Source organism: Occallatibacter riparius, from assembly GCF_025264625.1.
GTDB lineage: Bacteria > Acidobacteriota > Terriglobia > Terriglobales > Acidobacteriaceae > Telmatobacter > Telmatobacter riparius.
Window position 1 is genome coordinate 1,010,559 of the sequence record NZ_CP093313.1, and the last position, 24,202, is coordinate 1,034,760.

The 24,202-nt window shown below is 56.0% G+C and carries 24 protein-coding genes; 14 read left to right on the plus strand and 10 right to left on the minus strand.

Annotated features, from left to right (window positions below; genetic code table 11):
• Positions 1–133: 133 nt before the first annotated feature.
• The gene (locus MOP44_RS04045; RefSeq protein ID WP_260794629.1) at positions 134–592 is read right to left on the minus strand and encodes a hypothetical protein; all 459 of its coding nucleotides are present in this window, start codon (positions 590–592) and stop codon (positions 134–136) included.
• Between the two features lie 528 nt (positions 593–1,120).
• Between MOP44_RS04045 and MOP44_RS04050 the strand changes: the two genes are divergently transcribed.
• From MOP44_RS04050 to MOP44_RS04060, 3 genes are read left to right on the plus strand one after another with little or no spacing between them, the layout of a single operon-like run.
• Positions 1,121–1,516, plus strand: a complete 396-nt coding sequence (locus MOP44_RS04050) for a hypothetical protein (RefSeq protein ID WP_260794630.1) — start codon at positions 1,121–1,123, stop codon at positions 1,514–1,516.
• On the plus strand, positions 1,513–2,268 hold the full coding sequence (locus MOP44_RS04055) for a ParA family protein (RefSeq protein ID WP_260794631.1): 756 nt from the start codon (positions 1,513–1,515) through the stop codon (positions 2,266–2,268). Before MOP44_RS04050 ends, MOP44_RS04055 begins: the two co-directional genes overlap by 4 nt.
• 23 nt (positions 2,269–2,291) lie before the next feature.
• On the plus strand, positions 2,292–2,942 hold the full coding sequence (locus MOP44_RS04060; RefSeq protein ID WP_260794632.1) for a hypothetical protein: 651 nt from the start codon (positions 2,292–2,294) through the stop codon (positions 2,940–2,942).
• A 117-nt stretch (positions 2,943–3,059) separates the two neighbouring features.
• Here MOP44_RS04060 and MOP44_RS04065 read toward each other — a convergent pair whose 3' ends face one another.
• The 4 genes from MOP44_RS04065 to MOP44_RS04080 form a co-directional block, all read right to left on the minus strand.
• Positions 3,060–3,521 carry a hypothetical protein gene (locus tag MOP44_RS04065; protein ID WP_260794633.1) on the minus strand — a complete coding sequence of 154 codons (462 nt, stop codon included), beginning with the start codon at positions 3,519–3,521 and terminating at the stop codon, positions 3,060–3,062.
• Between the two features lie 611 nt (positions 3,522–4,132).
• Positions 4,133–5,122: a hypothetical protein gene (locus MOP44_RS04070; RefSeq protein ID WP_260794634.1), complete on the minus strand. Its 990-nt coding sequence runs from the start codon at positions 5,120–5,122 to the stop codon at positions 4,133–4,135.
• Positions 5,123–5,136: 14 nt separating this feature from the next.
• A complete protein-coding gene (locus MOP44_RS04075; RefSeq protein WP_260794635.1) occupies positions 5,137–6,381 on the minus strand; it encodes an MBL fold metallo-hydrolase in 1,245 nt (414 codons plus the stop codon).
• Positions 6,382–6,530: 149 nt separating this feature from the next.
• Positions 6,531–6,752 (minus strand): DUF433 domain-containing protein, encoded by a 222-nt coding sequence (locus MOP44_RS04080; RefSeq protein ID WP_260794636.1) that lies wholly within the window; start codon positions 6,750–6,752, stop codon positions 6,531–6,533.
• Positions 6,753–7,343: 591 nt separating this feature from the next.
• Here MOP44_RS04080 and MOP44_RS04085 point away from each other — a divergent pair.
• On the plus strand, positions 7,344–7,583 hold the full coding sequence (locus MOP44_RS04085; protein WP_260794637.1) for a hypothetical protein: 240 nt from the start codon (positions 7,344–7,346) through the stop codon (positions 7,581–7,583).
• Positions 7,584–7,653: 70 nt separating this feature from the next.
• Here MOP44_RS04085 and MOP44_RS04090 read toward each other — a convergent pair whose 3' ends face one another.
• From MOP44_RS04090 to MOP44_RS04100, 3 genes are all read right to left on the minus strand, one after another.
• Positions 7,654–8,640 (minus strand): ArdC family protein, encoded by a 987-nt coding sequence (locus MOP44_RS04090; RefSeq protein WP_260794638.1) that lies wholly within the window; start codon positions 8,638–8,640, stop codon positions 7,654–7,656.
• Positions 8,641–8,798: 158 nt separating this feature from the next.
• Positions 8,799–9,875 carry a hypothetical protein gene (locus tag MOP44_RS04095; protein ID WP_260794639.1) on the minus strand — a complete coding sequence of 359 codons (1,077 nt, stop codon included), beginning with the start codon at positions 9,873–9,875 and terminating at the stop codon, positions 8,799–8,801.
• Positions 9,876–10,043: 168 nt separating this feature from the next.
• The gene (locus MOP44_RS04100; RefSeq protein ID WP_260794640.1) at positions 10,044–10,415 is read right to left on the minus strand and encodes a single-stranded DNA-binding protein; all 372 of its coding nucleotides are present in this window, start codon (positions 10,413–10,415) and stop codon (positions 10,044–10,046) included.
• 477 nt (positions 10,416–10,892) lie between these two features.
• Here MOP44_RS04100 and MOP44_RS04105 point away from each other — a divergent pair, with 477 nt between their 5' ends.
• On the plus strand, positions 10,893–11,969 hold the full coding sequence (locus MOP44_RS04105; RefSeq protein ID WP_260794641.1) for a DUF4238 domain-containing protein: 1,077 nt from the start codon (positions 10,893–10,895) through the stop codon (positions 11,967–11,969).
• A 231-nt stretch (positions 11,970–12,200) separates the two neighbouring features.
• On the opposite strand, the gene MOP44_RS04110 is transcribed toward MOP44_RS04105, so the two are convergent.
• Together MOP44_RS04110 and MOP44_RS04115 are read right to left on the minus strand one after the other, a co-directional pair.
• Positions 12,201–12,962: a hypothetical protein gene (locus MOP44_RS04110; protein ID WP_260794642.1), complete on the minus strand. Its 762-nt coding sequence runs from the start codon at positions 12,960–12,962 to the stop codon at positions 12,201–12,203.
• 149 nt (positions 12,963–13,111) lie between these two features.
• Positions 13,112–13,978, minus strand: coding sequence for a RepB family DNA primase (locus MOP44_RS04115; RefSeq protein WP_260794643.1), 867 nt, complete (start codon positions 13,976–13,978; stop codon positions 13,112–13,114).
• A 96-nt stretch (positions 13,979–14,074) separates the two neighbouring features.
• Here MOP44_RS04115 and MOP44_RS04120 point away from each other — a divergent pair, with 96 nt between their 5' ends.
• The 9 genes from MOP44_RS04120 to MOP44_RS04160 all read left to right on the plus strand — a co-directional run bounded on the left by MOP44_RS04120 (position 14,075) and on the right by MOP44_RS04160 (position 24,189).
• A complete protein-coding gene (locus tag MOP44_RS04120; RefSeq protein WP_260794644.1) occupies positions 14,075–15,100 on the plus strand; it encodes an ATPase, T2SS/T4P/T4SS family in 1,026 nt (341 codons plus the stop codon).
• A gap of 96 nt (positions 15,101–15,196) precedes the next feature.
• On the plus strand, positions 15,197–15,631 hold the full coding sequence (locus MOP44_RS04125; protein WP_260794645.1) for a TrbC/VirB2 family protein: 435 nt from the start codon (positions 15,197–15,199) through the stop codon (positions 15,629–15,631).
• A gap of 62 nt (positions 15,632–15,693) precedes the next feature.
• Positions 15,694–16,002 carry a conjugal transfer protein TrbD gene (gene trbD, locus MOP44_RS04130; protein ID WP_260794646.1) on the plus strand — a complete coding sequence of 103 codons (309 nt, stop codon included), beginning with the start codon at positions 15,694–15,696 and terminating at the stop codon, positions 16,000–16,002.
• Between the two features lie 9 nt (positions 16,003–16,011).
• Positions 16,012–18,483 (plus strand): VirB4 family type IV secretion/conjugal transfer ATPase, encoded by a 2,472-nt coding sequence (locus MOP44_RS04135; protein ID WP_260794647.1) that lies wholly within the window; start codon positions 16,012–16,014, stop codon positions 18,481–18,483.
• A complete protein-coding gene (gene trbJ / locus MOP44_RS04140) occupies positions 18,461–19,189 on the plus strand; it encodes a P-type conjugative transfer protein TrbJ (RefSeq protein ID WP_260794648.1) in 729 nt (242 codons plus the stop codon). The genes MOP44_RS04135 and trbJ overlap by 23 nt, the downstream gene beginning before the upstream one ends.
• Before the next feature lie 343 nt (positions 19,190–19,532).
• Positions 19,533–20,906 carry a P-type conjugative transfer protein TrbL gene (gene trbL, locus MOP44_RS04145; protein WP_260794649.1) on the plus strand — a complete coding sequence of 458 codons (1,374 nt, stop codon included), beginning with the start codon at positions 19,533–19,535 and terminating at the stop codon, positions 20,904–20,906.
• A 3-nt stretch (positions 20,907–20,909) separates the two neighbouring features.
• On the plus strand, positions 20,910–21,626 hold the full coding sequence (trbF, locus tag MOP44_RS04150) for a conjugal transfer protein TrbF (protein ID WP_260794650.1): 717 nt from the start codon (positions 20,910–20,912) through the stop codon (positions 21,624–21,626).
• Positions 21,623–22,729: a P-type conjugative transfer protein TrbG gene (gene trbG, locus MOP44_RS04155; protein ID WP_260794651.1), complete on the plus strand. Its 1,107-nt coding sequence runs from the start codon at positions 21,623–21,625 to the stop codon at positions 22,727–22,729. Before trbF ends, trbG begins: the two co-directional genes overlap by 4 nt.
• A gap of 17 nt (positions 22,730–22,746) precedes the next feature.
• Positions 22,747–24,189: a TrbI/VirB10 family protein gene (locus MOP44_RS04160; RefSeq protein WP_260794652.1), complete on the plus strand. Its 1,443-nt coding sequence runs from the start codon at positions 22,747–22,749 to the stop codon at positions 24,187–24,189.
• The last annotated feature ends 13 nt before the right edge of the window (positions 24,190–24,202 follow it).

Sequence of the window (24,202 nt, forward strand, 5' to 3'; positions counted from 1 at the left end):
TGCCGGTTCTCGGACTGGTCGCCAACCGCCGGGCGCGACCAGGTCGTAGTCGAGCGGATGGGCCTCCGGCGCTTGACTGCTTTCCGTCTCGATTAGGGTTCGAAAGTCTGGGAGATCTCGCCATGCGTCGTCTCTAGGTAAGGGCCTCGGGATCTTCGTCGATGCCGAGCGAGGACGGCTCGTAGGCGTCGCTCTTTCGGCGGCGTTGGAATTCACGCGCAGCGGTTATGTTGATTCGCTCGTAAATCTGGGTTCCACGGAACCTTGCAGCCTCAAGCAGCTGGGCCGGAACATCGGGGAGTGCGCTGACCGCGTATTTGATGAAAGAGTCGGTCAGGGCCAAGTGCAACTGATTCACGGTCTCGACGTGTTGCAGCCTTTTGCCGATCATCTCCCCTAATCGATCGATCAGTGAATAGAAGAGAATCTCCTGATCATCCCGCTTGGCCGATGCGAAAGTGACCAGGTAATCAAATACGTCGCTTTTGCTCTTGACGTTCAACTCTCCCTGAATCTTGTTGAAACGCTCGGCTTGAGCCTGGCTGAGTCGAAGAGTGAATTGAACGCTCTCCGATCTCTTTCGGGTATTCATGGCCGAATATTACAGCAATGCACATTTCACTACAAGCCGCCACCTCAATTTCAACCTGACTCACTTTGCACTTGCATCAGTCGATAGTGACTCTCACCTAGCATCAGAAGGTGCAATCGGATAGAAAAGAAACGCCACAAAATTAGAGTCACACCTTTTATGTTCCACTACCGCTATACCCGTTGAGACCGGCTGCTTGCGAGCAGCCCACCCCTTCGAGGCCTTCGGCCGGAAAGTGCAGCCTACGGCTGCAACGAGAAACGAGATCAAGCGAGACAGACCGAGCCTAGCCGAGATTGCAGGGGGAACATACTGCCCAATCTGTACTCTGACTGCCTGAGTCTCGCTTGCTATCGGGTAAGCGCGACCTGTCTCGCTTCGGCTCTTGCATTGTTTGCGTTTCTCTGGCATGGTGATATTGAAATGTGCTCGTCAGTACCCGAACGCATCGTCGAACTACAAGCTTTAGTCGTGAAATTCTCCGGCCTCAGAGGTGCTGCGCATCTGCGCGCACGTTTGCTGAGGGGAATGTCAGTCGAACTGATTGCGGCGTACGGGACCGGGCTCACATTGAAAGAGATTTGGAAGGCCCTCTGCGAACACGGATACCAGGGCAGCTATCCGCAGTTCTGTAAGACATGCGGGCGGATCGTCGGGTTGCGCCGCGAGTCGCGGTCTGCCGAAACAAACGTAGAAGAAATCCTCCGCCCCCAGAAGGGGGAAAGAGTAGTAGCGCAAGGCGAGTCGAGCAGCTCGGCTAACGATGGAAGTGAGATTCAGGAGAGGGGAAAACCAGCATGGCAGCAGCAGAGAGAACAAGTAGCGGCGAGACTGGATCGGGAGGCGGAGGAGTATCGCCGGCGGGAGTCGAGCAAGGTCAAGCCCAAGCTGTTCACGAATCATCCATTCGAACCGCCGAGATGAATGGAGAATGGCCCGGAGAACTTAAGCCCAAACGGGTGGTCTTTCCGATGGCGGGCAAAGGTGGCGTTGGAAAAACAACAGTGATGGCAACGTTGGCCGAGTGGTATGCGAGCAACGGATTCAAGGTGGCCATGTTCGATATGGACCCGGACAACAAGGCTGAAGGATCGCTCTTTTCATTTTTCCCGGATGCTCACAAGCTGCCCGCCCTTGAGAACTGGACATATGACAAATTGCTGGGAGTGTCGCTGGACTCGGAGGCGGACATCGTCCTGGCAGACATGGGCGCAGCGCAAGGCCATCGGATGATTCCGTGGTTTCGCGATTTTTACCGCGTAATGCAGGATTCGGGAATTCCTCTGCGCTGGACGGCAATCGGCGTGGTAGACACCGATATTGCATCGGCCCGGTCGGTTCTCGATTGGGGTGAGGCGCTGCAGGACGGCGTGGATTACCTGATCGTCCACAACCATCATCGCGAGGACGCGATTTCGGCGTGGGAGAGTCCAGCGATCGCAGGGCTTGTTTCCGCTTTTCGGCGGGCGTTCTCTCCAATGGAAATCCGCATGGACGCGCGTAGGCCCGATCTCCAGAAGTTCATGCGGATCGGCTGTGACACGCTCACCGCGGTCGGGGACCGAAAGGCGAAGGCGCCGGAATTGAGAGCGCCCGACATGATGCTGCGTGCGCGAACCTATCGGTTCCGAGCATTCAACGAATTCGCGACTGTTCAGAGGGTCCTTTTGCCATGAACTCATCCACAGCAGAGTTGAAAATGGGTTCGACCGATTGGATTCGTGATCTTGTCTACCTGGCGTTTCCCGAGGGCGATGCCAGGGAACGCGTTCTTCTCGACCTTATTCAGCAGTTCGCGAAGATGGACCCGCAAGATCCCGAGTGGCTGCGATACAAGCTGACCGTGGTCGAATGCAGAGCGATGGAGAACATCGCTGCCGGCCTGGTCGCGTCGGCTGCTGCGCAAGATCGGCTCCGCGGGGTCACGAGGGAGATTTCCGACTTTGCGGCTCGCGAATTGAAGGTCACCGTCCAAAATGCAGCCGCTGAGACGCGGCAGCTTCTGGAGGACGTTCAGGCCAACTTGCACGACGCCATTGCCGGCGAGGCAATCCTCAAAAGCTATACAGAGGAAACGAGGGAAAGATTCGGCATCGTGATCGCTCGAATCATGGAGGCACAGCTCGGAAGGGCGCTCGAAATCAGCCAGGCCAAAATGGAGTTGTGGGTGACCAGCAAGCTCAACGACTCTATTAAGCAGGCCGAAGGCGCACTCGCCGCCGTGACAAGGGATTTTCGCGTCAAACTCTTCGGAGCCTGGAGCAGCCTGTTGTGGGGCGTCTTCGCTGCGGGCTTATTGGCTGGCGTCGGTCTCCTGGCCGGTGGTTTTTGGCTCGGGCGGCATTGGTAGAGGTGCAGTTGATGTTCTGGATATCATATTCCGTCACCTTCGTCTTGGCCTCGGCGATTTCTATAGCGTTGATGGCAGTCCGCTTCGTGCTTTCAGCCGTGGGAAGAGCGTTTAGAGTTATCGCTCCGCTCTAGCCCCACAATTCTTGCACTTGTAGTGCGGGTCACTTTCCGTTGTGGTTGTCGAAGGTAAATGAAGTTCGGCGAGCAGGTGCTCAACCATTGGCTTGTCTTTCAATATGCATCTGTCGGCGAAAAACATAAATGTGTCTGTTTTTGTGTTGTAAACAACACGACCCCGAGGATAGTCCTCGTATTCTGTATCCCGCGGAACGATGCGATTACGTTGAAGAAACTTCCACAAGTGTATGTGGTCTTCTTTGTAGTTTTTGAACTCTCCCCATGGTTCGGCTTCGACGAGTGGGTCCCCGAAGACCAAAGGTTTGCCGTCGACCACCCAGAATATGCCGATTTGGGGGGCACCTACATCCCTTAGCTTTTTCCGGGCTTGTCCTCTCTCATATATTTCAGCGAGCATCTTCCTTAGGTCGTCCTGTGAAGAATAGTCGTCGCTGCTCATAAAGCCTCCGTTGGAATAATCCGACCAGATTGGCCTAATGTGCGCCCTGCGACAGGTTTAATTCCGATACCGCATTTGCGCATGGGCCGTGTGCGTGCGTGAGATAGTCGTAGTCATCATTGCGGCATCCTGAAGACATGAGGGCTATTCCTCATCACAAAAGCCCTGCAGGGAAGCGCGGCGTTGACGAAGAGGGTGTCTTTGGTGCTTTCAGTTCCGTATGCACCATGGATATGTCCGACAACGTGTTACGGTCCTGGGTACTCACGCCGGTGCATCGTCGAACAAATTACGCCAACTACTTCAGCACACTCCACTTCTCCCATTTGTTACAAGAGCTCGTAGCATTCTTCTGTTGTCTATTCCATACCCCGCCGACGCACTCACCCTTGTCTTCGTCGCTTCCGTACAGCACGTGGTCGCGGTACCTTGAAGCGTTTCTTGTCCCTCCCCATTTTTGGCAAGTCACGCATTGTTTATACAGTGGCGATTTTTCTTTTGACATTTTTCCTCCATTTCCTTGCTCCAAGGAAAATTCGCTAGACGGCAAGAAGGAGCATTTCCTTGACGACCGCTAAGTTCAATCTCCTGGATTTGGACATGCATTGTTCTCAATGGCTGAAGGTGAAGTCGCCGTTTTCGTCTTGAGGGTAATCGAGAATGGCGGTTTCAAATTGTATGGGCCTGTCCAAGGATGGTTGATTGGTCGCCTGATTCAGGCATGCGAAGATACTCGGCTCGGAAATGAGCGGATGAAGTTTCGGGGCCAGCAACACTGCCGAAATACGGCTGCACGCAACGATGTCTTCGGGCGCAATTGCGCAGTTGCTTCGCGCTTTTTGGGATTTGAACTCGAAAGCGGCTGAGGCACCGATGGAGTCGCGCATAACGCTTGCGTAAAAGAACAGTTCCGAGACTGCGCCTACCTTTTCGTTGCCGCGCTTTTTCAATTCGAACAGGACCAGGGTGTCGGCTCGAATGCCGATCAGATCGATGCCGCTTTTTCCGCCGGTAAAGATTCGATTTCCGCTGGTCACGCGTCCGTCAAACAACCCTACAGGCCACTGGCGCATGACCTTATCGAGCTGGAAGCGCGCCTTGAATGCCTTGGAAACCTCGAGGGCAAGTTCCAGGTCCGATTCACTTCGTCCATCGCGGGAAGCGGCGAACATCCGTTCTTTGGAGTGAGTTTCAGGAGCTTCACTGCGATCGTTGGACTGATTCCAGATACGCTTGCCTCGCGTTAGTGCTTTCGGCTCTGGCATGAACGCGGTGATCACCCGATCGGGAAACAAGTCGGCAAAGCGCCTAAGGCGATAAAGAAATCGCTGATAATGCGGCCCGTCTTGCTTCGCGGTTGGGTCGATATCAATCTGAACGCGATTCACCTTGCAATGGCAGAGCAGCGTCAGTGCCCAACCCTCGAATGCGGCGGCATCGGATTGCATGTTTGCCAGCAGTCCTTTTTCCTTCATCGTGATGGTCGCGAGCTCACGCGTTCCGCCGAGTACAATCTCACTGTTTTTGGGAAATTGGCATGCCTTCAAGGCAGAGAGGCTGCTTCGAAGCTCCGCCTGCCAGGTCTTGTTATCAAAACTCAACTTGCACGCTCCGTTCAGGCGAGAAAAAAGTCCTGGCCATCGTTCAAGTTCACCACATTGGCAAAAACCTGCGAGTACTCTTGGCCATGCTCGGTGTGGATGGGAACGAGCACACGCGGATGGAATGCTTCAGCCAGCTTCTTGAGGTCTTCAACCGTCGCATGCCCACTAGTGTGGGCATAAACAAAGTTCACAGCGGGATCGCTGCGGTAGGACGCGATTTTGTCGCAGCCGTAGTAGCTGGCGTGGTTGCCATCAAGATACCCGAGCCATTGCGAATAAATCACATTGACAGGCACGGAAGCGCTTTTGAATGACTCGATGAACGGGAAGCTGGACACCTTGCCGAAGTAGAGAAATGCTTCCGGAGTGTCATGCAGATCTTCAGGCATCACCCGGCGGCGAAAAAGCCGGTTGCTGAAATCACCAAAATATTCAGGGTTGGCCTTCAACTCTTCATACTGGCTGCCTTTGGCATAAACCCGAATCTCTGGCCAATCCATACAGGGGGTGTTCTGAGTCACCAGTCGAAGCTGTTCGAGCACCCAGGCAGTGTAAATGTCAATGACCAGGAGCTTGGCAGCACGTTTGCAGGCCCGATAGGCGGAGACGATGCGGTCGATGTTTTGCGAGGACGATATCAGAAACGAGATGTTCCCCTGCTGGAGGATTGTCTCAAAGATCTTGTCTTCAACAGACTGTTCGTTCGGAAACTGATCGTTGCTTCGATGCAGCATGGTGCCTTCGAGGAAGAGCACGTCGATGTCGCGAACGGGGCGCTTAACGAGATTCTCGAAAAGTATTCTCTTGCGGCCATGCGAGCGAAGGTCACCGCTGTAGAACAGGCGCTTGCCTTCACCTTCGATGAGGAAGGCGTAGGCGTCGGTGGCGGAGTGATCGACGAGATAGGGGGTGATGGTGAAATCGCCGATGATAAACGGCTGCCAGGCCTTGAAGTCACGGAAGTTGAGCGCATATCTGTCGTCGCCGATAAACACCCGCGTGGCATCGATCAGGCTGCGGGCCAGCTTGCCGATGTAAACCGGAGTGCCTGGCGGCAACAAACTCATCAGGCCGAAGTGATCCTGGTGAGGGTGACTGACCAGAAGGGCATCAACGGACAGGTGCGAAAGGTCTACGGGCTGGCTGTCGGGGTTAAGAGGAAGTCCGGCATCAAGGAGAATTGACGTCTTTCCCGACGAGATCTGGATGCAGGTCCCCCCGATCTCCCGGCTGCCTTTATGAATGGTGACTTGCATTAGTGCCCGATTTACCCGATGCCTTTCTCGCTTTTATGGAACAGCGCGCCCCTCGTTCTCTGTATGCCGTGCCGATCATTCTAGCCGCCATGAATGCCCCATTCTGTGTTCAAAAGCACAGGCGGAAAATCACGATTCCCCGGAAATCTTCAGACACCGCGGCGCGTCCTCTCGAAGGCGATCGCCTGTTTGATTTGCTTTGCGGTCACGTAGGGCCAATCCTTCTGGAACATTCTTATGTGCGCATCACAATCACTTCCGGCACAGTATTCGTAGACGTGCTCCGTACTCAGCCGCGTCCCGTCAATGCGTGGGTCGCCGCCCAGATATGCTGGATTGGAATCGAGAAGGGGCCACTTTTTCATTGGCATCGACAAGCCCTCCAGCATATTGGCAGATCTGGGTACATAACTATTCCATGGAAGATCGGATCGCCTGCGGCACGAGACAATAAATCTTCGCCTCCTTGCGTGCCCCACCAAGCACGATGGCCACACACTCCTCTCCCTGAGCGAACAAAGGGCACGGTAGTGATTCAAAATTCGCGAGAAGAAATTTACACTTGCGGGCTCATCGAGAAAAGTTGTGGAAAACCCGAGGCGTCCATCTACGGCGCCGGATTTCTCCTCTGCCAGCAAATTACTGCTCCCATTCCGGATATCACCGCTGCGCTGGGGGCGCTCCGAGAGGATGGAGCCCACGCTTGTTGGAAGTTTCGCCATATATTCGCCTATACTGATCCCATGTTTCACGCACCGACTTCCGGCCTGTGCCCGTTCGTCATCGCCTGTAAGGGGTGTCACGAGAACATTCCGGCGCCGGTGGAGACCTTGCCGGATGACTGGATCATTGCGGCGTGTCCGCTCTGCGGCCAAAGGCGCCGCTACTTGCCGGCAGAGATTTTCCAGGGAAGGCTGGCCCATCAGGTTATGGAGCAGCGGGACCGAGGTCAGAGGTGATCCGTGGGCCTGATGAGGCGGGCGATAGCTCGCGAGGAGCAGGAGCGAAAGAAGGCGATGGAAGAGCAGAGACGTACGGCGGCGGATCGATTTGCTTCGACGCTGGTGATTGCCGCCTCGATCATTGCGGCGATACGGCTGGCGAGAGATCAAGACATCAGCCGACCGTCGCCTAGGCTGACATCTGTCATAGCTGACAGTGTCGGGCTCGCCAGAAAGATTCTCGACGCGGTCGTGCGCTAGGCTGCCGCTACTGATTTTGTGCGGGAGGAATCGCGGATTGGGCCGGGAAGTTCGGCCCAATCCGCCCCGATCAGTTCGCGATCAGTTCCGGCGCATCTTCATCTCCCACTGCGGGGAGATCCTTTTCGATCAATTCAATGATCCGTTTCGCGGCGGTGCTGATTGTCGCCAATGATTGGGTGAGCATTTCTGGCGTGACATCGTAGGTGGCCAGGTAGAACGGGCTGCCATGCTGAATTCCAAAATGCGAGAGTACGACGAATGAAGTAGACTCCGCCTCAAGTTCACGCTGCTGGCGGGTCGTGTTCTTCCGGATTTCCGCCTGTTTGTGAAGAATCTCGTGTGCCTGCTCATGGATGATTACCGCTACGCGGTCGCTGTTGCTGAGGGCTTGATTGATCTGTATTTTGCCGCCGAGGCTGTAGCCTTCCGCGCCGTCCGTGATTGTCTTGTATTCAAGCTCGATTCCAAGCTCACGGCATGCGCGTTCAGCATGCGGCAGGAGTTCTGCACAATCCCCTTTGACCTTCCACGGCAAAGAGGGAACCGGCTGGCCATCGGTACTCCCAATGTCGAACACGGTTGCCGCGCGAAATCCTCGTAGTGTGCCGATTGCGTGCACCTGCTCTTCGATTTCTTCGTCCTGCTGCTCGCGCTTCTTCGACTTGTAAATGCAGGGAGCAAGGATCGTGATTCCTTTTTCACCTTTGCGCACGAATCGGTTCATCTTGCGCCAGGCGTGAAAGCCAGCGACGCGCGTTGCGGTTGGGCATTGCATGGAAATCAGAAGCTGGTTGTTCCAGGAATAGCTGTGAAATTGGGCCATCGCGTTCAGCCATCCACGGAAAATGTCACTACGGCGGGCTGCATCGGTTTCGGCGGCGAGGGCGTTGACGCTGGTTTCGATCTGCTGGGCCAGTTCACGGGCTTTGTCGGTTGTCATGGGGTCTGCTCTCCGGGGCTTTTTGGTATTGGCGGTTGTTGTTAACCAACAACCCCTGAGCCACCCGGCGGCGAGGGCGGGGGTAGCAAGTGCAAGCCGAGGGGGATCACCCATCTCTTGGAGCGCAACGGATGTGAAGCGGAAAGAGGCGGAGCGCAGCGGAGGTCTGCACGGAACGCAGTGGAGGAAGACTGGGGATACGGCTAGCGCGCGCGAGGGGCAGCGCCCATTAGGGAAGGTACGTCGCTTGTTTCAATTAGTCGGCCGCTGTTCTAGTCGGAGCGCCAATCGGCGGCGAGTAGCGCGAAAGCTTCGATAGTTCCGGCACCTCTCAAGATGGGGTAGTCTGGAAGACGCCTAGTCAGGTTTATATATGCTTCCGGATGCGACGCGAAACAATTCTTGCGCTTTCGGAAGATTGCATATCGTATCCCTTCAGTGACAATCAATCTTTCGCAATGACTACGTTCCGCTGCCTGCACATAGCCCTCGCCTTGTTCCTTTGCGATCAGGCAAGCCTTATTCATCGCCTTACCCTCCAATACTGCTGCGAGGTTCGCGTCAGTACGAGGTAAGCGCGAGAACAGCGCAAGATCAATGTTTTTCCACTCAATGGCCATGCGTTGCGGCGTCCAACCCAAAGCTCGAAGTAGAGGAACTACAAGGTAAGCAACTGTTTCATTCTCTGCAGGCTTGTCCTTTGCACGCTTGTACCATCCGGAGAGCATCTCGAGTTCGCGCATCCGATCGATTACGGTATTTGCATCGCTCAGACCAATTCCGAGATCGAACAGTCCTTCTGTGAGTTGCTCCAACGATACCCGTTCGCGAGGCACAGCGTGCTGACAGGTTTCAGGCAAAGTCGTGAGCTTTCTGGAAGAGGCAGTTCGAGGAACGTCCAGCCCTTCTATCCACCCCTGTAATTCGGTGGAGCAGGCATCCTGAACGGAATCACCAAACCGCAAGACATTGGCTCCAAGGTTTGTTGGAGCGTCCTTATATTTCCAGATCCAGCGAACTCGCCGGACATGTTGCAGATCCCATCCGTCGATGTCGCCGAAGTCGTCTAGCCAAAGGTAATCACTCGCAACTTCGCCGACCGCGCAAACATTAGACGAACCTTTGCGGAGGATGACCAAGTCTCCTATAGCCATCTGATCGGCGAAGCGACGTATGATCGTGGCCTGATTTCGCGTTCGGGCTTCGACTACGGCAGCCTCGCAATCCGGCCAGGGTCCATATTCACCAGGTCCAATGGCGATGACATCCCATTCGATGAAGAGGTCATGATATGCCCGCTCTCCGTCTCCTGCCGCAACTTGCCAGATCCTCCGGCCATTTATCAGCATGTGCTTCTTTCTCGTTGGATTATGAATTCGCTGTTGATGTTAACACCGACGCGGGCATGAACGCCGGATCGTCGTTCATGCCAATTGGACGAAGTCGTTTAGGGCGACGAACAGTGGTTACATAAGAAGGGCGGCCCCGAGAGGCCGCCCGGTAGCATGCCGAATCGCTCACTCATCCGAGGCCTGATCGTCGGAAGGAGCTGGCGCTCCTCCTTTGGTGAGACGCTGGATCTTGCTCGCGTGGATCTCGGCGACGCGATGTTTCATGGTGGCGCCGTTGATTTCTTCGGCGTATTCACGATAGCGAATCGTGCCATCAACGCTGATGAGCTGGCCTTTCTGGAGAGTCTTCGCGAAGCGTGAAAGATTGCGCCATGCGTAGACGCGGTGCCACTCGGTGCGGCTTTCGTAGTCGCCCTGATCGTTTTTCCAGCTGTCCTTGGTGGCAATGCTCAGGACAACGTACTCTTGCTGGTTCTTGTCCGTCTTGGCTTCAGCGTCGTGTCCGATACGGCCGATGAGAAGTGTGCGATTGTACATTTTTGTAGCTCCTCTGTTGAGGGTTTGCCCGCTGGGTGCGGTACATGCTTGCCCGGAGGGTGTGCCGGCGCGACCCACTCCCAAGGCGACCGAGGAAGTTTTCCGGAAGGGGACCCAAGCTTGCCTTGGCGGGAGGAGTCCGGAACCAGGAAGGCGCGAAGCGAACTTCAGAGGGAGAGCGTGCGTCCGCTGGGCGGGGGTGCTCTTAGCGCGGCACGCTGAACGCATCCGCGGTAGAAAGCCCGATCTGGAGCTGCGGACAATCGCGCTACTCGCTTGAGCCCAGCTGAAGCTGACCGAGCAGACGGGCGGATGAGTGCGTTGCCCTGAAATCAGCAGACGAGAAGGCAGCGCCCATCGTGGGCCTTTCACGAAAGTGAAATTGGCATTATTCGATTTCGTTGGGGGATGCCTACCGGCCTAATATGTGGAGTATCCCCAATGCAACTCGGGAGGCCGATCTGACGAGGCCCTGCCATGGCGTTGACGCGCGACAACCACTTTGTTCCGCAGCTATATCTGCGGAATTTCGCTTCAGATTCATCGAAAGTGCATGAGTATTTAACGCTCGTATCCCGCCCGCGTGTGCCTCTCTGGAAAACAGTCGATGTCGCAGGAACTGGTTACGAGACGGACTTATACACAAGAATCGTCCAGGGCGAGGAAGCTGACGACATCGAGCAATGGATGCATCGCGATTTCGAAACGCCAGCTCGCGAAGCCATCCGAAACGTACTCGCGGACCGGGATCTGACACAGGATGACTGGAATCGACTCGTCCACCTGTTAGCTGCGCAGATCGTACGAACTCCAGCTTTCCTCGTTAAAAACCTCAATAGCTGGGGCGAGCAAACAAAACAGGTTCTTCAGCAGTCTCAAAGAGACCTAGAACGCCGGTTGCGAGAGGCTAAGGCGAAAGGGGAGAAGCTCGTTCCAAAAAGTAGTCCCAAACATAGCTACATCCCGCTGCGTTTCGAAGTGCGTGAGGTGCCGGATCGCAAAAAGGTCCAATTGGTCACGACCGTTCTAGTGGGGCGTGGCCATTGGTTCCAGGCCATGGAAGTCGTGTTGACGAGTACAGTGAAGATGCTTCTCAAGCACAAGTGGTCCATTGTCGAGGCGCCAGTTGGGCTGCCGTGGTTCACGAGTGACGATCCGGTGATCTGCCTCAACTACAGATCTCCAACAGACTACGATTTCAAAGCAGGGTGGGGCGTTCCAAAAGCGAACATCCTGTTCCCTCTTAGTCCGCGACACATGATGTTCACCCAAGTAGGAGACGATTTCTACCCTCGGCGGGCACCCTCACGCCACATCGCTAGAGTGTTTCGGGACATCATTGCGAAGCATGCTTATCGACGAATTTACTCATCCGAAAGAGAGGAAAAGATTTCTTCTCTTAGACCTCGCGTCGTAGATGAGAAATTGTTCCGACAAGAACGGCTCGCTTGGCGTAACTGGTACGAAGTTCAGAATGAAGCCGAGAAGCAATTCTGGGACGAGTCTCAGCATTCAGAATTTTGGTCGAAGCACCGCGATAAAAATCGTTCCTGAGCTCCCCAGTCCGACAAACTGACGCGGATCAGAGCGGCGAGGCTCGGTTTATGCATAATCCGCCAAATCGCGTTTCCAAGTACCCTGATTCCGGAAATACGATTATACGATTAGTCCGAAAGCGACCAATGACGAGCTGTTCAGAAGGGCGAATCTACCCCTTTCCGCCTGTCTAGCCTTACGCCGGTAGTGGTATTCGGAATTCCTTGGCCAAGACAGGCTTCGGGTGACTTAAAGAATCTTCAAAGTCTGAAGTTCACAGTAACGTTCCGCCAAAGCCCTTGAGGCCGTTGTGTGCTCAGGGACAAATCCGGTCATTTTATTTGTTTGGAGCATTGAGACGAACGTCAGGATATCGACTGCGCTAATCGTCTTATAGAAATTGATTGGCCGTCCGTAGTCGGAGTCCCGGTAGGCACCGTGAAGAACCCCGTGCCGATTGGTCTTGTCCAGCAATGGGTAGAGAACCGAAGTTTCGAAAAAGTACTTCGTCAGGAAATCGAGAGATCCAGTGAGCATATCCTCGATCTCTTGTGTCTTTCCTATCTTTCGAGCCCACGCATCGTCTTTCGCATTCGTTATCAATTCGACAAAAACGGCCTTAACTGAGCCTTCATGCTTTAGGCCCCTAGTACGTGCGAGCTCACGGCCCGCCCCTTCAACTACCGGCATCAGTCCGGCCACAGCTACATGATGAAGGCTGGAAAAATGCGCTGCAATCGATTCCGCAATAGTCCCTTTGTATTGATCCACGACGGGGATCTGCGCATACATGTTGATGACCATCGATGCCAACCGGTCGGGAGTGTAGAAGAACCCTAATACCCGCTCGACCTTGGCTTCATCAAATTGACCGTTCGCATCGTTGATCTCGCGCGAAAGAATGTCTAGTCGGCCTTGATTGCCATAAGGTGGCATGAACCAGCCGATGGACTTCATAGCCTTCACCGTCTCGTCGTAACGGCCTGGCCCCGCTTGAACTGGATATTCCAATCGTAGAACCTCCCTCCGTTCATTGAACTCCACCGATACGTGAATTCATCGCCAAAGTGCTTATCGAGCAAGGAACAGAGTATGGGCCAGGCGTTTTCTTCTGCAAGTCGCCTCTTCGGCGGCAACAAGTGAATGGGCGAGCCCTGGCCTTACAATCTGGCCCACGCCCGGGCCTTTAAGAGCGTACGACGGATGTAGGCCGCCCTCCGGGAAGGATTCAGATCACGGGAAAGATAGTCATCTTCCAGTGCACGCATGATGGCGTCTTCGGGCATTTCGAGGGACAGTGCCGAGATACAGAAAGCTATATCGGCTGCGGCCGGACGATCATGGTATCTGGGCAGGGCACGGAAACGCTCGACCGAGAGATTCAAGTACCTCCTCCCCGCGTGGGGAAAGCGCTTCTGCTGCTCAATGCGGCGTTCAATTGCGAGCCTGTTCTCTTCCTGCTGGAGCTGGTACCGGCTCGCCACCTCCAAGCCAAATGCCTCTGCCCGCGTGAACTGTTTTCCCGAACAACTTCGCAAAAGAACGAACGGGAAGAATCCGTTTAGCTGCCTGTGTTTCGGCTTGCAATTCGTAAAGCCGGGCAAGCGACCAAACCGCCTCCAATCCGCCGCACTTGGATCGGCCGCGTAACGTCGAGCCAATTCCTGGGCGATGAACGTAGAGACGGGAGATTCGTAGGTGCGGTGATGCTTCAGCCACCCTTGGAAGTTCCCAGGACTCGTCTCGACGACCGCGCAGGGCTCGAAGCCATCAGCCGACAGCCGGTCAACGGATTCCTGCCTAAGATCGTCGAGAACAGTCAGATTGTGAATTCCCGATGGACGGACATAGATGTGCGCTCCGCGTGCATTCTGGCTTTTGAGGAACTTGAGCTTGGTTAAGATCGCCTCTTTTGTGAGACTTGCGTGGCCGGGGAACATGCCCCGCTCGCTCAGAACGCCAACGTCATAGCTGGCCGCTGCGAGCGCATCAAGCATTCTGTGAACTGCGATGATCGTTCTGTCCATAAGCTACCTCGATATCGGAAAGAAGATGGTGTATGATGCACCGTATTGAAATGCGCATTTCTATGATACTGTGTGAAATGTACATCGCGGTAGACCATGGCAGCGGAAATTCTCCCCATTGACGAAAAATTTGGCCGGCTCGTGGAGAAGCTGCGTTATGAGCTTGGCGACACGGTATGCGAACTCCTGGATAGAGATCGGCGTGTCGAAGACATTTCTCTCAATCCTGATGGAGCTTTGTGGGTGAAGAGAACCGGAGCGCCATTTGAAAGGTGCGGTTCACTTGCTCCAGGACTGGCACAGGGAGCCATGATGACGATCGCTTCGATGCGCAAGACGACCATCACGGACCGGCATCCGGTTCTTGAAACGAACCTGCCCGTCTGGGGCTCGCGCTTTGCCGGGATCATCGAGCCGGTGGTGACAGCGCCAACGTTTGTGATCCGCCAGCCATCAGCCCAACGGTTTGGACTGAAGGACTACGAGCAGGCGGGAATTCTCTCGCGGAAGGGAGATCCTCGCAATCGCACGCGAAAGCAGATGGAGTTTCTTGAGGCAGTTGAGGGCCTGAGTCATCGTCAGGTCATCGAAAAGGCACTTCAGGAGCGGCGGAACATTGTGCTCGTCGGTTCGACTGGCGCCGGGAAGACGACTCTCGGCAATGCAATTCTAGCTGGAATTGCCGACCTCACTCCGCATGATCGCGTGATTGTGATCGAGGATACGCCGGAGCTGCAGATTGAATGTGCGAACCACGTGAGCATGTTGGCGACTACGGATTTCCCGATCCGCGGGTGCGTGATGGTCTCAATGCGACTGAGGCCTTCTCGGATCGTAGTGGGTGAGGTCCGCGATGGGACGGCATTGGAACTCCTGAAGGCGTGGAATACCGGCCACCCCGGAGGAATTCTCACGGTCCACGCTAATGACGCTTATGCGGGACTGGTTCGGCTGGAGGATCTGGTTCGTGAAGCGACCCCGGCTCCTCAGCAGCGTTTCATCGGAGAGGTTGTGGACCTTGTGATTTCGATCTTTCTCGACCCACTCGAGGGTCGGAAGGTGCGTGAAGTCGCGGTGGTGTCCGGCTATGAGGAAGGACACTACCGCCTGACGCAAGTGTGACGAAGCGGTTCCGCCAACCAGCGGAGCTAATCCATTGGCGGCGTGCAGGACCTGCCGGCACGCATAACCGATGTGCCCGGCGGGCACAGGAGGCAAATGGCAATGACTCGGCACGAATGGTTGAAAAGGATTGCGCGCAGATTCGGCAGGAGGGGTGTCGGCCGCTTTGGATTTCAGTTGGGCGTACTGTTTGCCCTTGGCACGGCTGGAGCATTTGCGTCCGAAACCGGCACAAACCTGCCGTGGGAAGGTCCACTAACAACGTTGGTCACCTCACTGACTGGCCCGGTCGCTTATGCCATCTCGGTGATTGCAATCGTTGCGCTTGGAGCGACGCTGGCATTCGCCGGCGGCGAGATGGGCGAAACGATGAAACGCTTGCTCCATGTGGGAATCGCCGTGTGCTGCGTGGTCTTCGCTGCACAGGTGATGACTTCCTTCATCGGGCAGTCCGCGGAGGTTGCGATGTTCATGCAGCCTCTGCATTCCGCAGTTTCGTTCCTTGGGCATTCGGTAATCGCCCAGGGGTAAACACCAACCTATGAGGGGCGACGAATTTGAACGCTCTCGCCCCTCATCACCTGGAGACCGTTATGGAAGATCAGCCAGTATTTACCCCTATGCGCGCGTCTCTGAATCGGCCTCAATTGCTGATGGGCGGAGATCGCGAGCTGGTTCTGCTCAGTGGTCTCTTGCTCGCGTTAGTGGCTGTCAGCGTTATGTCGTTTCTGTCCTTCTTGATTGCAGGGGGCAGCTTTATGGCGATTGTCGCGGTGTTGGCCCGAATGGGCAAAGAGGACCCGCTGATGCGAAAGGTCTATGCGCGGCATTTGTCCTACAAGGATTTCTATCCCGCGAAGAGCGGGGTTGCTGTTGTAGGGAAACCGTCTCGGCGAGGATAAGGAGCAGCGATGTTTGGGGAAGCGCGAAAACAGCCGGTGGGTCTGGGCGACTTGCTCCTGTGGTACGGACTCGTCGATGACGGGGTTGTGCTCCAGCATGACGGCTCATTGCTGGCTGCGTGGAGTTACCGTGGACCAGATCTCCAGTCGGCAACACATTCAGAGATGAATGCGATTGCGACCAGGCTGGCCTCGATTCTGCGGCTTGGGAGCGGCTGGATGGTCCAGGTCGATTCGTTCCGCTTGATGGCAAACGATTACGGGCCCAGGGGCGCTTTCCCCGACCGAGTGACGGCACTGATCGATGAGGAACGAAGAGTTCAGTTCCAGTCCGAGGGTAGCCACTTCGAAAGCGAGTATTTCCTGGCGCTCACGTATCTACCTCCGGTGGCGGCGAGCGAACGGCTACGGGGATTCATGATCTCCGGGTCGGACAAGCGGGCGGGAAGCAATGTCGGGTTAGACGCGCTGAGGTACTTCACGGCAAAGGTCCGGCAGTTCGAAGATGTGTTTTCCTCTCAATTTCCAGTCAAACGGCTGTGCGCTCTGAGGACGCCGCAGCCCGGCGGATTTGAGCGAGTAGACGATGAGCTGCTCGGATACCTGCGGCGGTGTCTGACAGGGATCAAGGGGCCTGTGATGCTTCCGGAGATTCCGGTTTTCCTGAATGACATGCTCGCCATGGAGGACTTCCTCGGAGGCATGGAACCGAAAATGGCCGACCGCCACATCCGAGTTTTGTCCGTTGATGGATTCCCACGTTCCACGTGGCCCGGTGCGCTGTCTGTATTGGATACGGTGGCCTGCGAGTATCGCTGGCACACTCGCATCATTCTGATGGACACTCGGGAGGCGGAAGCCATCATTGAGAAGACGCGGAAGAAATGGCGGTTTCAGACGCGCGGATTCAAGGACCAAGTCTTCAAGTCCAACGGCGGCGTAACAAATATGCACGCGATCGAGATGGCAGCGGACGCCGAGGGCGCAATGTCAGAAGCCGCGGCAGGAGAGGTGCAGTACGGCTACTTTTCCTCTTCGATCGTGCTCCAACACAAGGACCTGAAGTTCATTGAGACGATGGTCGGCGAATTCCGCAAGGCGCTGATTAACCGCGGATTCGGCGTTCGAGTTGAGACTGTAAACGCGGTCGATGCCTTCTTCGGGACGATGCCCGGCAACCGTACAGCCCAGATTCGCCGTCCAATGGCTCATACGAGGAATTTCGTTGACCTCATGCCAATTTCCGCAGTCTGGGCGGGTGAGAGTGTAAACCCCTCGGCGTTAATGCCACCGAACTCTCCTCCGCTTGTCCAGGCGGCGACAAGTGGCGGCACTCCTTTTCGTCTAAATCTGCACTACCAGGATGTGGGGCACTCATTGCTCGTCGGTCCGACGGGTAGCGGTAAGAGTGTTGCAATCTGCCTATTCACAAGCCAGTGGTTTCGGTATCCAAATGCCCAGGTATTCGCTTTCGACAAAGGGCATTCGCTTTACGCCCTATGCAAAGCCGCGGGTGGCCGGTTCTACGACATTGGGGAAAGCGGCCTGGCATTTCAGCCGCTAAGGGATATCGAAGATCCTGCCGAGTTCGCTTGGGGCATCGAGTGGGTTGAGACGCTCATGCGCCTCCAGGACATTCTTGTAGGCCCGGCTGAGCGCCAAACGATTCACCGGGCCGTTCGGCAACTCGCCGAATCTCCTAAGCACAGGCGAACTCTCACTGAACTCGAAGCCAACCTCCAGGATGAAAATCTCAAGGCCGGACTGAAGCCCTACGTGATCGATGGCCCTTTGGGGCGAATGCTTGATGCTTCGGACGATAGCTTGGTCGAATCGCATTTCATCGTCTGCGAGATGGAAACCCTACTTAGCGGGTCGTTTTCCGATGCAACAGTGATGGCCGTCTTGCTCTATCTCTTCCGGCGAATGGAACGGTCGCTGAACGGTCGTCCGACGTTTGTTCCGATCGATGAAGCATGGCTCTTTCTGCGCCACCCGGCCTGGAGGGACAAGATTCAGGATTGGCTCAAGACTCTGCGCAAGAAGAATGCAGCCGTGCTACTGGCAACGCAGAGCATTGCCGATGTGAAGGACTCGCCTATTGCCTCCACCATATTGCAGAGCACCGCCACCAAGATCTACCTGCCCAATTCTGAGGCCGGCAATGAGAGTATGCGCGAGTTTTATCGCTACGCCGGATTGAACGGCAGGGAGGTTGAGATTCTCCAACGAGCACTGCCGAAGCGCGAATACTACGTTGTTCGTCCCCTCGGCCGAAGGCTCATCTCATTTCGTCTTGGCCCAGTCGCGCTCAGTTTCCTTGGCGTGTCTTCTCCAAAGGATCGAGCTCGGGTCAGCGCGCTGGAAAAGCAGCACGGCGAACATTGGGTCGCTGTCTGGTTGGGTGAAAAGCAAGTGTCGAAAGAGTGGATTGCCTACTTCGAAGGAGGGAGCAGCCGTGCAGAAGAAATGGCTAGCTAAAGGAACGAGCGCAGTTGCGATTGTGGCACTCATAGCTACCGCAACAGCGATCCCAACCCAGGCGCATGCCGGCGGGGTGGGTCTGTTTGCGACGGAATATACCCAGCTCTTGAACTATGCAGAGCTAGTCGGCCAACTTGAAAAGCAAGTCATGATGGTCGAAAACCAAATGACCCAAATTGCTGATATGACGAAGCACGGAATGACCATCAGCAATCAATTGTTTGGAACGGTAGCGGGCGACATCGCCAACCTCAACAGAATTGTGAATACCGGGCAATCCTTGGCCTACACACTTTCGAACATGGACGGCACATTCAGGCTCCGTTTCCCCGGGTACGTGACCACGACCAACTACGGACAACAGTATTCGCAGTGGGGACAAACAAGCCTCGATAGTACGTTGGGAGCACTCAAGGCAGCGGGGTTGCAGAACGATCAGTTCAACAGTGATGCCGCGCTTCTCAAAACTCTCCAAAGCCAGAGCACGACGGCGGTGGGGCGTATGCAGGCTCTGGAGGTCGGAAACCAGATCGCCGAGAACCAAGCTGAGCAACTGATGAAGCTTCGGCAACTGATGATGGCCGACATGCAAAGTAAAGCTGCATTCCAGTCGGCTCAAGTCCAAAAAGACTTAACAACACAGGCAGATACTGACAAGTTCTTTGGCCAGGCGACCATCAGCAGTGACGGCGTGACGTTCTAAAGGAGGGACATGCGACGGATTGCAGTTGGGTTCCTATTAATAGTGCTCACAATGGCGGCGGGTTGCCGGCATGTGAGTGATAGCCAGATAGTTGCGAATTTCAGGGCCGCGGGCGGCGGCGATCCGGATCAGGCATCCCCGGATGACATGGGAGCGTGGCTCGCGAAGCATGATTCCGTCAGACAAGAGTTGACGCCCATGTGCGCGAGTCGTCGATCGCAAGCCGCTTCTGACTGGGCGAATACGGATGAGGGCAAGGTTTGCGCTGGGGTCACCCGCGCGACCTTCTTCTCAAAACCCAAGATTCAGTCGGACGGGAAAACGTTTTAGAGAGTTGAATTTGATGAAACGAACGACCATCTTTGTGGCTGCGGGTTTAGTGTGCTCATTGTCGATAGCCCACGCGCAGAATGCTACCAGCGACGTGGGCGGCACGTTTCAGCAGGTGCAGACAGCCGCGAATGCCTGGATACCGGCAATCATGGCGGCTGCCACAAGGCTGTTCTACCTCTTAGCAGCGATTGATTTCGCGTGGTCGGCCCCAAGTTTTCTGCGGGAAAGCGACTTCATGGGCCTGTTCTTGTCGCTGATCAAAAAACTCCTGGTGATCTCGTTCTTCTATGCCGTTCTCGTACACGGACAGACTTGGATTCCCGCAATAGTAAACAGCTTTATCACCATCGGCACGAATGCGACCGGCCTTTCAGCGGCCCAAAGCCCTTCCGACATCATGGCGCAAGGCATCCAGATTTGCAGCGATCTGTTTGACAAGGTTAACGGCGCCAACCTGCTCACGCAGACCGGAGCGGCCCTGACGACGATTCTCATGATCGTGATGGTCTTCGCTTCGTATCTGATTATCGTGCTGCACTACATCGTCACTAAGCTCGAAGCGATCATCGTGATGACGGCAGGCTACATCTTCCTTGGCTTTGCTGGTAGCCGCTGGACTATGCCGTATTTTGAAAGGTACATTTCATTAGCAATTTCGACTGGCGTTCGGTTGATGTTGATTTACCTAATGCTTGGGGTCTTCAAGACCGTCTCCCAGAATTGGGTGGCGGCGATGGACAGTTATACACCGGATCAACCGGCGCTCCAGATATTCCCGACCATCGCGTCAATGCTTCTCTTTGCGTTCGCATCCTGGATGATCCCCAAGATGGCGGGATCGATCGCCAGTGGCAGCCTCGGCCTGGGCGGAGCCGACATCGTAAATGCCGGTGCCGCGGCTGCTACAGGAGCGGCCCTCGCCGTTGCCACAGTCGCGAGTGGCGGCGCGCTCGCTGCGGGTGGAGCGGCTGCCGCAGGTGCCGGCGGCATGGAGGCAGTCGGAGCGCTTGGCGGTGATATGGCGGCGGGGACATCGGCGTCGATGGCTTCCGGCGCTGCGGACACCGCGGCGGGAGGCGCGGGCGTACCTGCGCCAGTGGGTCCTCCCCCAGGTGGCGGAGTCGAACCCATTTCGGGTGGCTCAACGCCGAGTTCACCCATCGAGGCCACTCCGGTTTCCAGTTCTGGCGTTGCGGAAGCGCCATCGCGCGGAACCGAAACACCTTCGAGTGGCGATCCGGGGCCAATCGAGAGTAATCACAGCGACCTGGGCAATTCAGAACCGAGTTTCAACGTCGGGCGGCAAAGGAAGCGGAATCTGGTGCCAGACGACGGGAGCGAACATAGTCCGCCGCCTCAACTGCGGATGGAAGGGGAGGAATAGCGAGTGGCAACAACTTCAAAGACATTGAATCCATATACTGCGGCGCGACAAGAGTGGGATGAGCGCTATGGAGATCTGATCTCTCGCGCAAAGCACTGGAGGCTGATTGCCTTCCTATCCATGTCTACGACTCTGGTCTGCGTGACTGGCATGGTCACAATTGGCTACAGGTCCCACACTGTTCCCTACGTAGTCGCGCTCGATGATGTTGGCCGTGCCGTCCCCGTCATTCCGGCGAAGCAGGTTGCTGTGAAAGATGTTCGCTTGCAAGAGGCGACGGTCGCTCGCTGGATCACGAATCTGCGGACTGTCGAGATCGATCCTGTTGTTCAGCGAAAGATGGTGGACGAAGTGTACGCGCTTGCCTCAGCAAGTTCCGCGGCATCGCAGACGCTGACGGACTGGTATCAGCAAAACTCACCGTTCGCCAGGCTCCAGAAAGAAACCGTGGACATCTCCATTGAGTCGATCGTTCAGCAATCTCCAAAGAGCTACGAGGTGGTATGGACGGAAGCGACTCACGATCTATTCGGTCAATTGCAAGGTACTCATCGCTACCGAGCGATCGTGACGGTCAACACTCAAGAGGTGAATGACCCTAAACAGGCCCTCATCAATCCTCTCGGTCTGTATGTCACAAATTTCAGTTGGGGTGAAGTCGTCAGTCCGTCGTCAACTAGCGTCGCCGGGCAATCATCGGATGGAGGTCAAGGCAAATGAGATTTTCAATCGCAGTTCTCCTTGGAGTCGCTTGCTCGCTTCCGGCGCAGACGAAAACGCCCTCGACGGACGCTAGGCAATCTGGTGCGCCTGCTGGCACTTCGCAACAATACAATGACCTCCCGAACTACGATTTCAACGGAGCACTGCAGAAGCTTCGCGGCCAGACCACTCCTGCGATCCCGCCGTTGCGCACGAACCCTCCTTCCGTTGCAGCCGGCGCGGCTTCGAAACCGGCTGGCGCTCCGCCTGATTGGCGCGCGCCTCATGTGGAACTAAATGCCACTGCGGCAAGCGCGGCATCGGTGGCAGATGCTTGGGAGTCGAGTTTCAACTTGCCGACGCCCGGCGCGGACGGACGTGTCTTGTACACATTCGGGGAAGGCATGCCGGTGGTGGTTTGCGCGCCTCTACGCGTGTGCGCATTGGAACTCGAACCCGGAGAGCATATCCAGAGTCCGCCGCAGATTGGCGACGGGCGACGCTGGGAAGTGACTCCAGTCGCGTCCGGCTCCGGGCTGACTCAGACGGCGTTGCTCATCATCAAGCCCATCGAAGCGGGCCTTGACACAGACCTAGTTGTGCCCACAGATCGGCGTACATACGTCGTGCGCCTGGTTTCGGACGCCACGCGCTACATCTCGACCGTCGCTTTTCGATATCCCGCTAACGATCCCGCGAAGTGGTCAGCGTTTCAGGCACAGCAAGATGCTGCCGCACGAAGTGCCGAAGAACAGAGAAAGGAAAAGTCCCTGCCTGATACCGGAACGGGCATGACTCCCAACGCACTGGATCATCTCTATTTCGATTACAAAGTGGACGGTGATCCCGACATGAAGCCCGTGCGGGTCCTGGACGACGGTCAGCACACGTACATCTTCTATCCAAATGACGGCCGATTCCGCGAAGTCCCCACGTTGATGATCGACGTAAGTGGCAAAACCGAGCTGGTCAACTTCCGGGTCGACGGCAACCGCTACGTCGTGGACCGCTTATTCGATAAAGGCGTTCTCCTGCTCGGAGTCGGCAAGAAGCAGAAAAAAGTCACGATTACACGAGCGCAGGATTATGCAAGCTCGGCCAATCCAGGTGGGAGGGGCTAGTCATGTCTGACGAAAAAGTGCGAGGCACCGATTCCAAGCGCGAGGCGACGGTCGAAGCCGGCTCTGAAGCCGAGGACAGGAACATTATTGACGCCGATGTGGACAGCGTAGTTCGTGGCGCCGGCGGCGCAGATACGCCCAAGGCAAAGAGAGTTCGACCCCTGGCCGGGCTGATCGTCATCGGTTTGGTCGTTCTCGCTGCGGGGTATATGCAGCATGGCCTGAAAAATCGGAAGATGAAGAAAACGGTGCAGGCCGATGCGCCTCGCACAGCAACAGGGCCGGCGACCGTCTCTGAGAAGAGCTGGATGGACGATCAGGCGCGGCTCGGTTTGAACACGGGTTCCTCCCATGCGCTGCCTCCGTCCCTGGAACCTCGAACTTCGATTACGGGCGAGACGGCCGATGGGGCCGCACGCCAGGGCGATGGACTGCATGCAGCAGGGCGATCTTCGATTCCCCCGCTCCAATACAGCCAGACGCCCGTCTCCACCGCCGCCAATGGCTCCCTGTCATTTGCCGAAGAACGACGGCTGGAGCTGTACAAACGAGAGCAAGAGGCTATCGAATCCAGCACGTCGATCAAAGGAGCATCGAATTCCTTTGGGCGAGAGGCTGAATCTGGCAAGCAGACGGCAGTAACTGACCCTATGCAGTCCGTCGCGGCTGCGCTCTTGAGAGCAAGAGCCGATCAAGCCGCCAGCGTGCCGCAACAACCGGCTTCCGGATCGGGCGAGAACTCAGAACAGAACATGAGCGACTTCGATCGCCAGAATGCTCAATTCGATAAAGAGGGATTTGCCAATAAGGCAAATTCGAAAACGGAAAGTGATTACCTCCCGCGCGCCCGCACCGCGGCGCTGGGAAAGTTTGAGGTCAAGTCCGGATGGCTGATCCCCGCCGTGCTGGAACAGGAGCTGAACTCCGATTTGCCCGGCTTGATTCGTGCCCTTGTCAGGGAAAACGTCTATGACTCGGTCACCGGTCAGTATTTGCTCATTCCGGCTGGCTCAACCCTTATTGGAATGTACAATTCACACGTCAATTATGGCCAGGACGCCTTGCAGGCCGTCTGGAAGCGCATCATCTTCCCGGATGGGAGTTCACTGCAATTGGGCGCATTCGAGGGCGACGACAGTCAGGGCGCAGCCGGATACCGCGATCAGGTGGACAGCCATTGGGCTCGCATTTTTTCCGGTGCGCTGTTAACCTCCTTATTTGCAATGGGAGTTCAACTGAGTCAGGGCCAGAATTCCTCGGTGCTCCAGAGCCAGAGCGTCGGCCAGCAAGCCGGCGCCGCGGTAGGGCAGCAGGTCGGCCAGCTTGGAGTCGAGGTGACTCGGCGGAACCTGAATATTCAACCTACGATCAGGATTCGGCCTGGTTACCGGTTCTTCGTCAGGGTCGAAAAGGATATTCTGTTCAAAGGTCCGTATACCCCCATGCGAGCCGGGGAATAGCGTGTGTCCCCGG

What these genes read in the sequence shown, in the direction of transcription:
- MOP44_RS04045 (WP_260794629.1), bottom strand. Translation starts at nt 592, where the DNA reads ATGAATACCCGAAAGAGATCGGAGAGCGTTCAATTCACTCTTCGACTC.
- MOP44_RS04050 (WP_260794630.1), top strand. Translation starts at nt 1,121, where the DNA reads ATGTCAGTCGAACTGATTGCGGCGTACGGGACCGGGCTCACATTGAAA.
- MOP44_RS04055 (WP_260794631.1), top strand. Translation starts at nt 1,513, where the DNA reads ATGAATGGAGAATGGCCCGGAGAACTTAAGCCCAAACGGGTGGTCTTT.
- MOP44_RS04060 (WP_260794632.1), top strand. Translation starts at nt 2,292, where the DNA reads ATGGGTTCGACCGATTGGATTCGTGATCTTGTCTACCTGGCGTTTCCC.
- MOP44_RS04065 (WP_260794633.1), bottom strand. Translation starts at nt 3,521, where the DNA reads ATGAGCAGCGACGACTATTCTTCACAGGACGACCTAAGGAAGATGCTC.
- MOP44_RS04075 (WP_260794635.1), bottom strand. Translation starts at nt 6,381, where the DNA reads ATGCAAGTCACCATTCATAAAGGCAGCCGGGAGATCGGGGGGACCTGC.
- MOP44_RS04080 (WP_260794636.1), bottom strand. Translation starts at nt 6,752, where the DNA reads ATGCCAATGAAAAAGTGGCCCCTTCTCGATTCCAATCCAGCATATCTG.
- MOP44_RS04090 (WP_260794638.1), bottom strand. Translation starts at nt 8,640, where the DNA reads ATGGGTGATCCCCCTCGGCTTGCACTTGCTACCCCCGCCCTCGCCGCC.
- MOP44_RS04095 (WP_260794639.1), bottom strand. Translation starts at nt 9,875, where the DNA reads ATGCTGATAAATGGCCGGAGGATCTGGCAAGTTGCGGCAGGAGACGGA.
- MOP44_RS04100 (WP_260794640.1), bottom strand. Translation starts at nt 10,415, where the DNA reads ATGTACAATCGCACACTTCTCATCGGCCGTATCGGACACGACGCTGAA.
- MOP44_RS04105 (WP_260794641.1), top strand. Translation starts at nt 10,893, where the DNA reads ATGGCGTTGACGCGCGACAACCACTTTGTTCCGCAGCTATATCTGCGG.
- MOP44_RS04115 (WP_260794643.1), bottom strand. Translation starts at nt 13,978, where the DNA reads ATGGACAGAACGATCATCGCAGTTCACAGAATGCTTGATGCGCTCGCA.
- MOP44_RS04120 (WP_260794644.1), top strand. Translation starts at nt 14,075, where the DNA reads ATGGCAGCGGAAATTCTCCCCATTGACGAAAAATTTGGCCGGCTCGTG.
- MOP44_RS04125 (WP_260794645.1), top strand. Translation starts at nt 15,197, where the DNA reads ATGGCAATGACTCGGCACGAATGGTTGAAAAGGATTGCGCGCAGATTC.
- trbD (WP_260794646.1), top strand. Translation starts at nt 15,694, where the DNA reads ATGGAAGATCAGCCAGTATTTACCCCTATGCGCGCGTCTCTGAATCGG.
- MOP44_RS04135 (WP_260794647.1), top strand. Translation starts at nt 16,012, where the DNA reads ATGTTTGGGGAAGCGCGAAAACAGCCGGTGGGTCTGGGCGACTTGCTC.
- trbL (WP_260794649.1), top strand. Translation starts at nt 19,533, where the DNA reads ATGAAACGAACGACCATCTTTGTGGCTGCGGGTTTAGTGTGCTCATTG.
- trbG (WP_260794651.1), top strand. Translation starts at nt 21,623, where the DNA reads ATGAGATTTTCAATCGCAGTTCTCCTTGGAGTCGCTTGCTCGCTTCCG.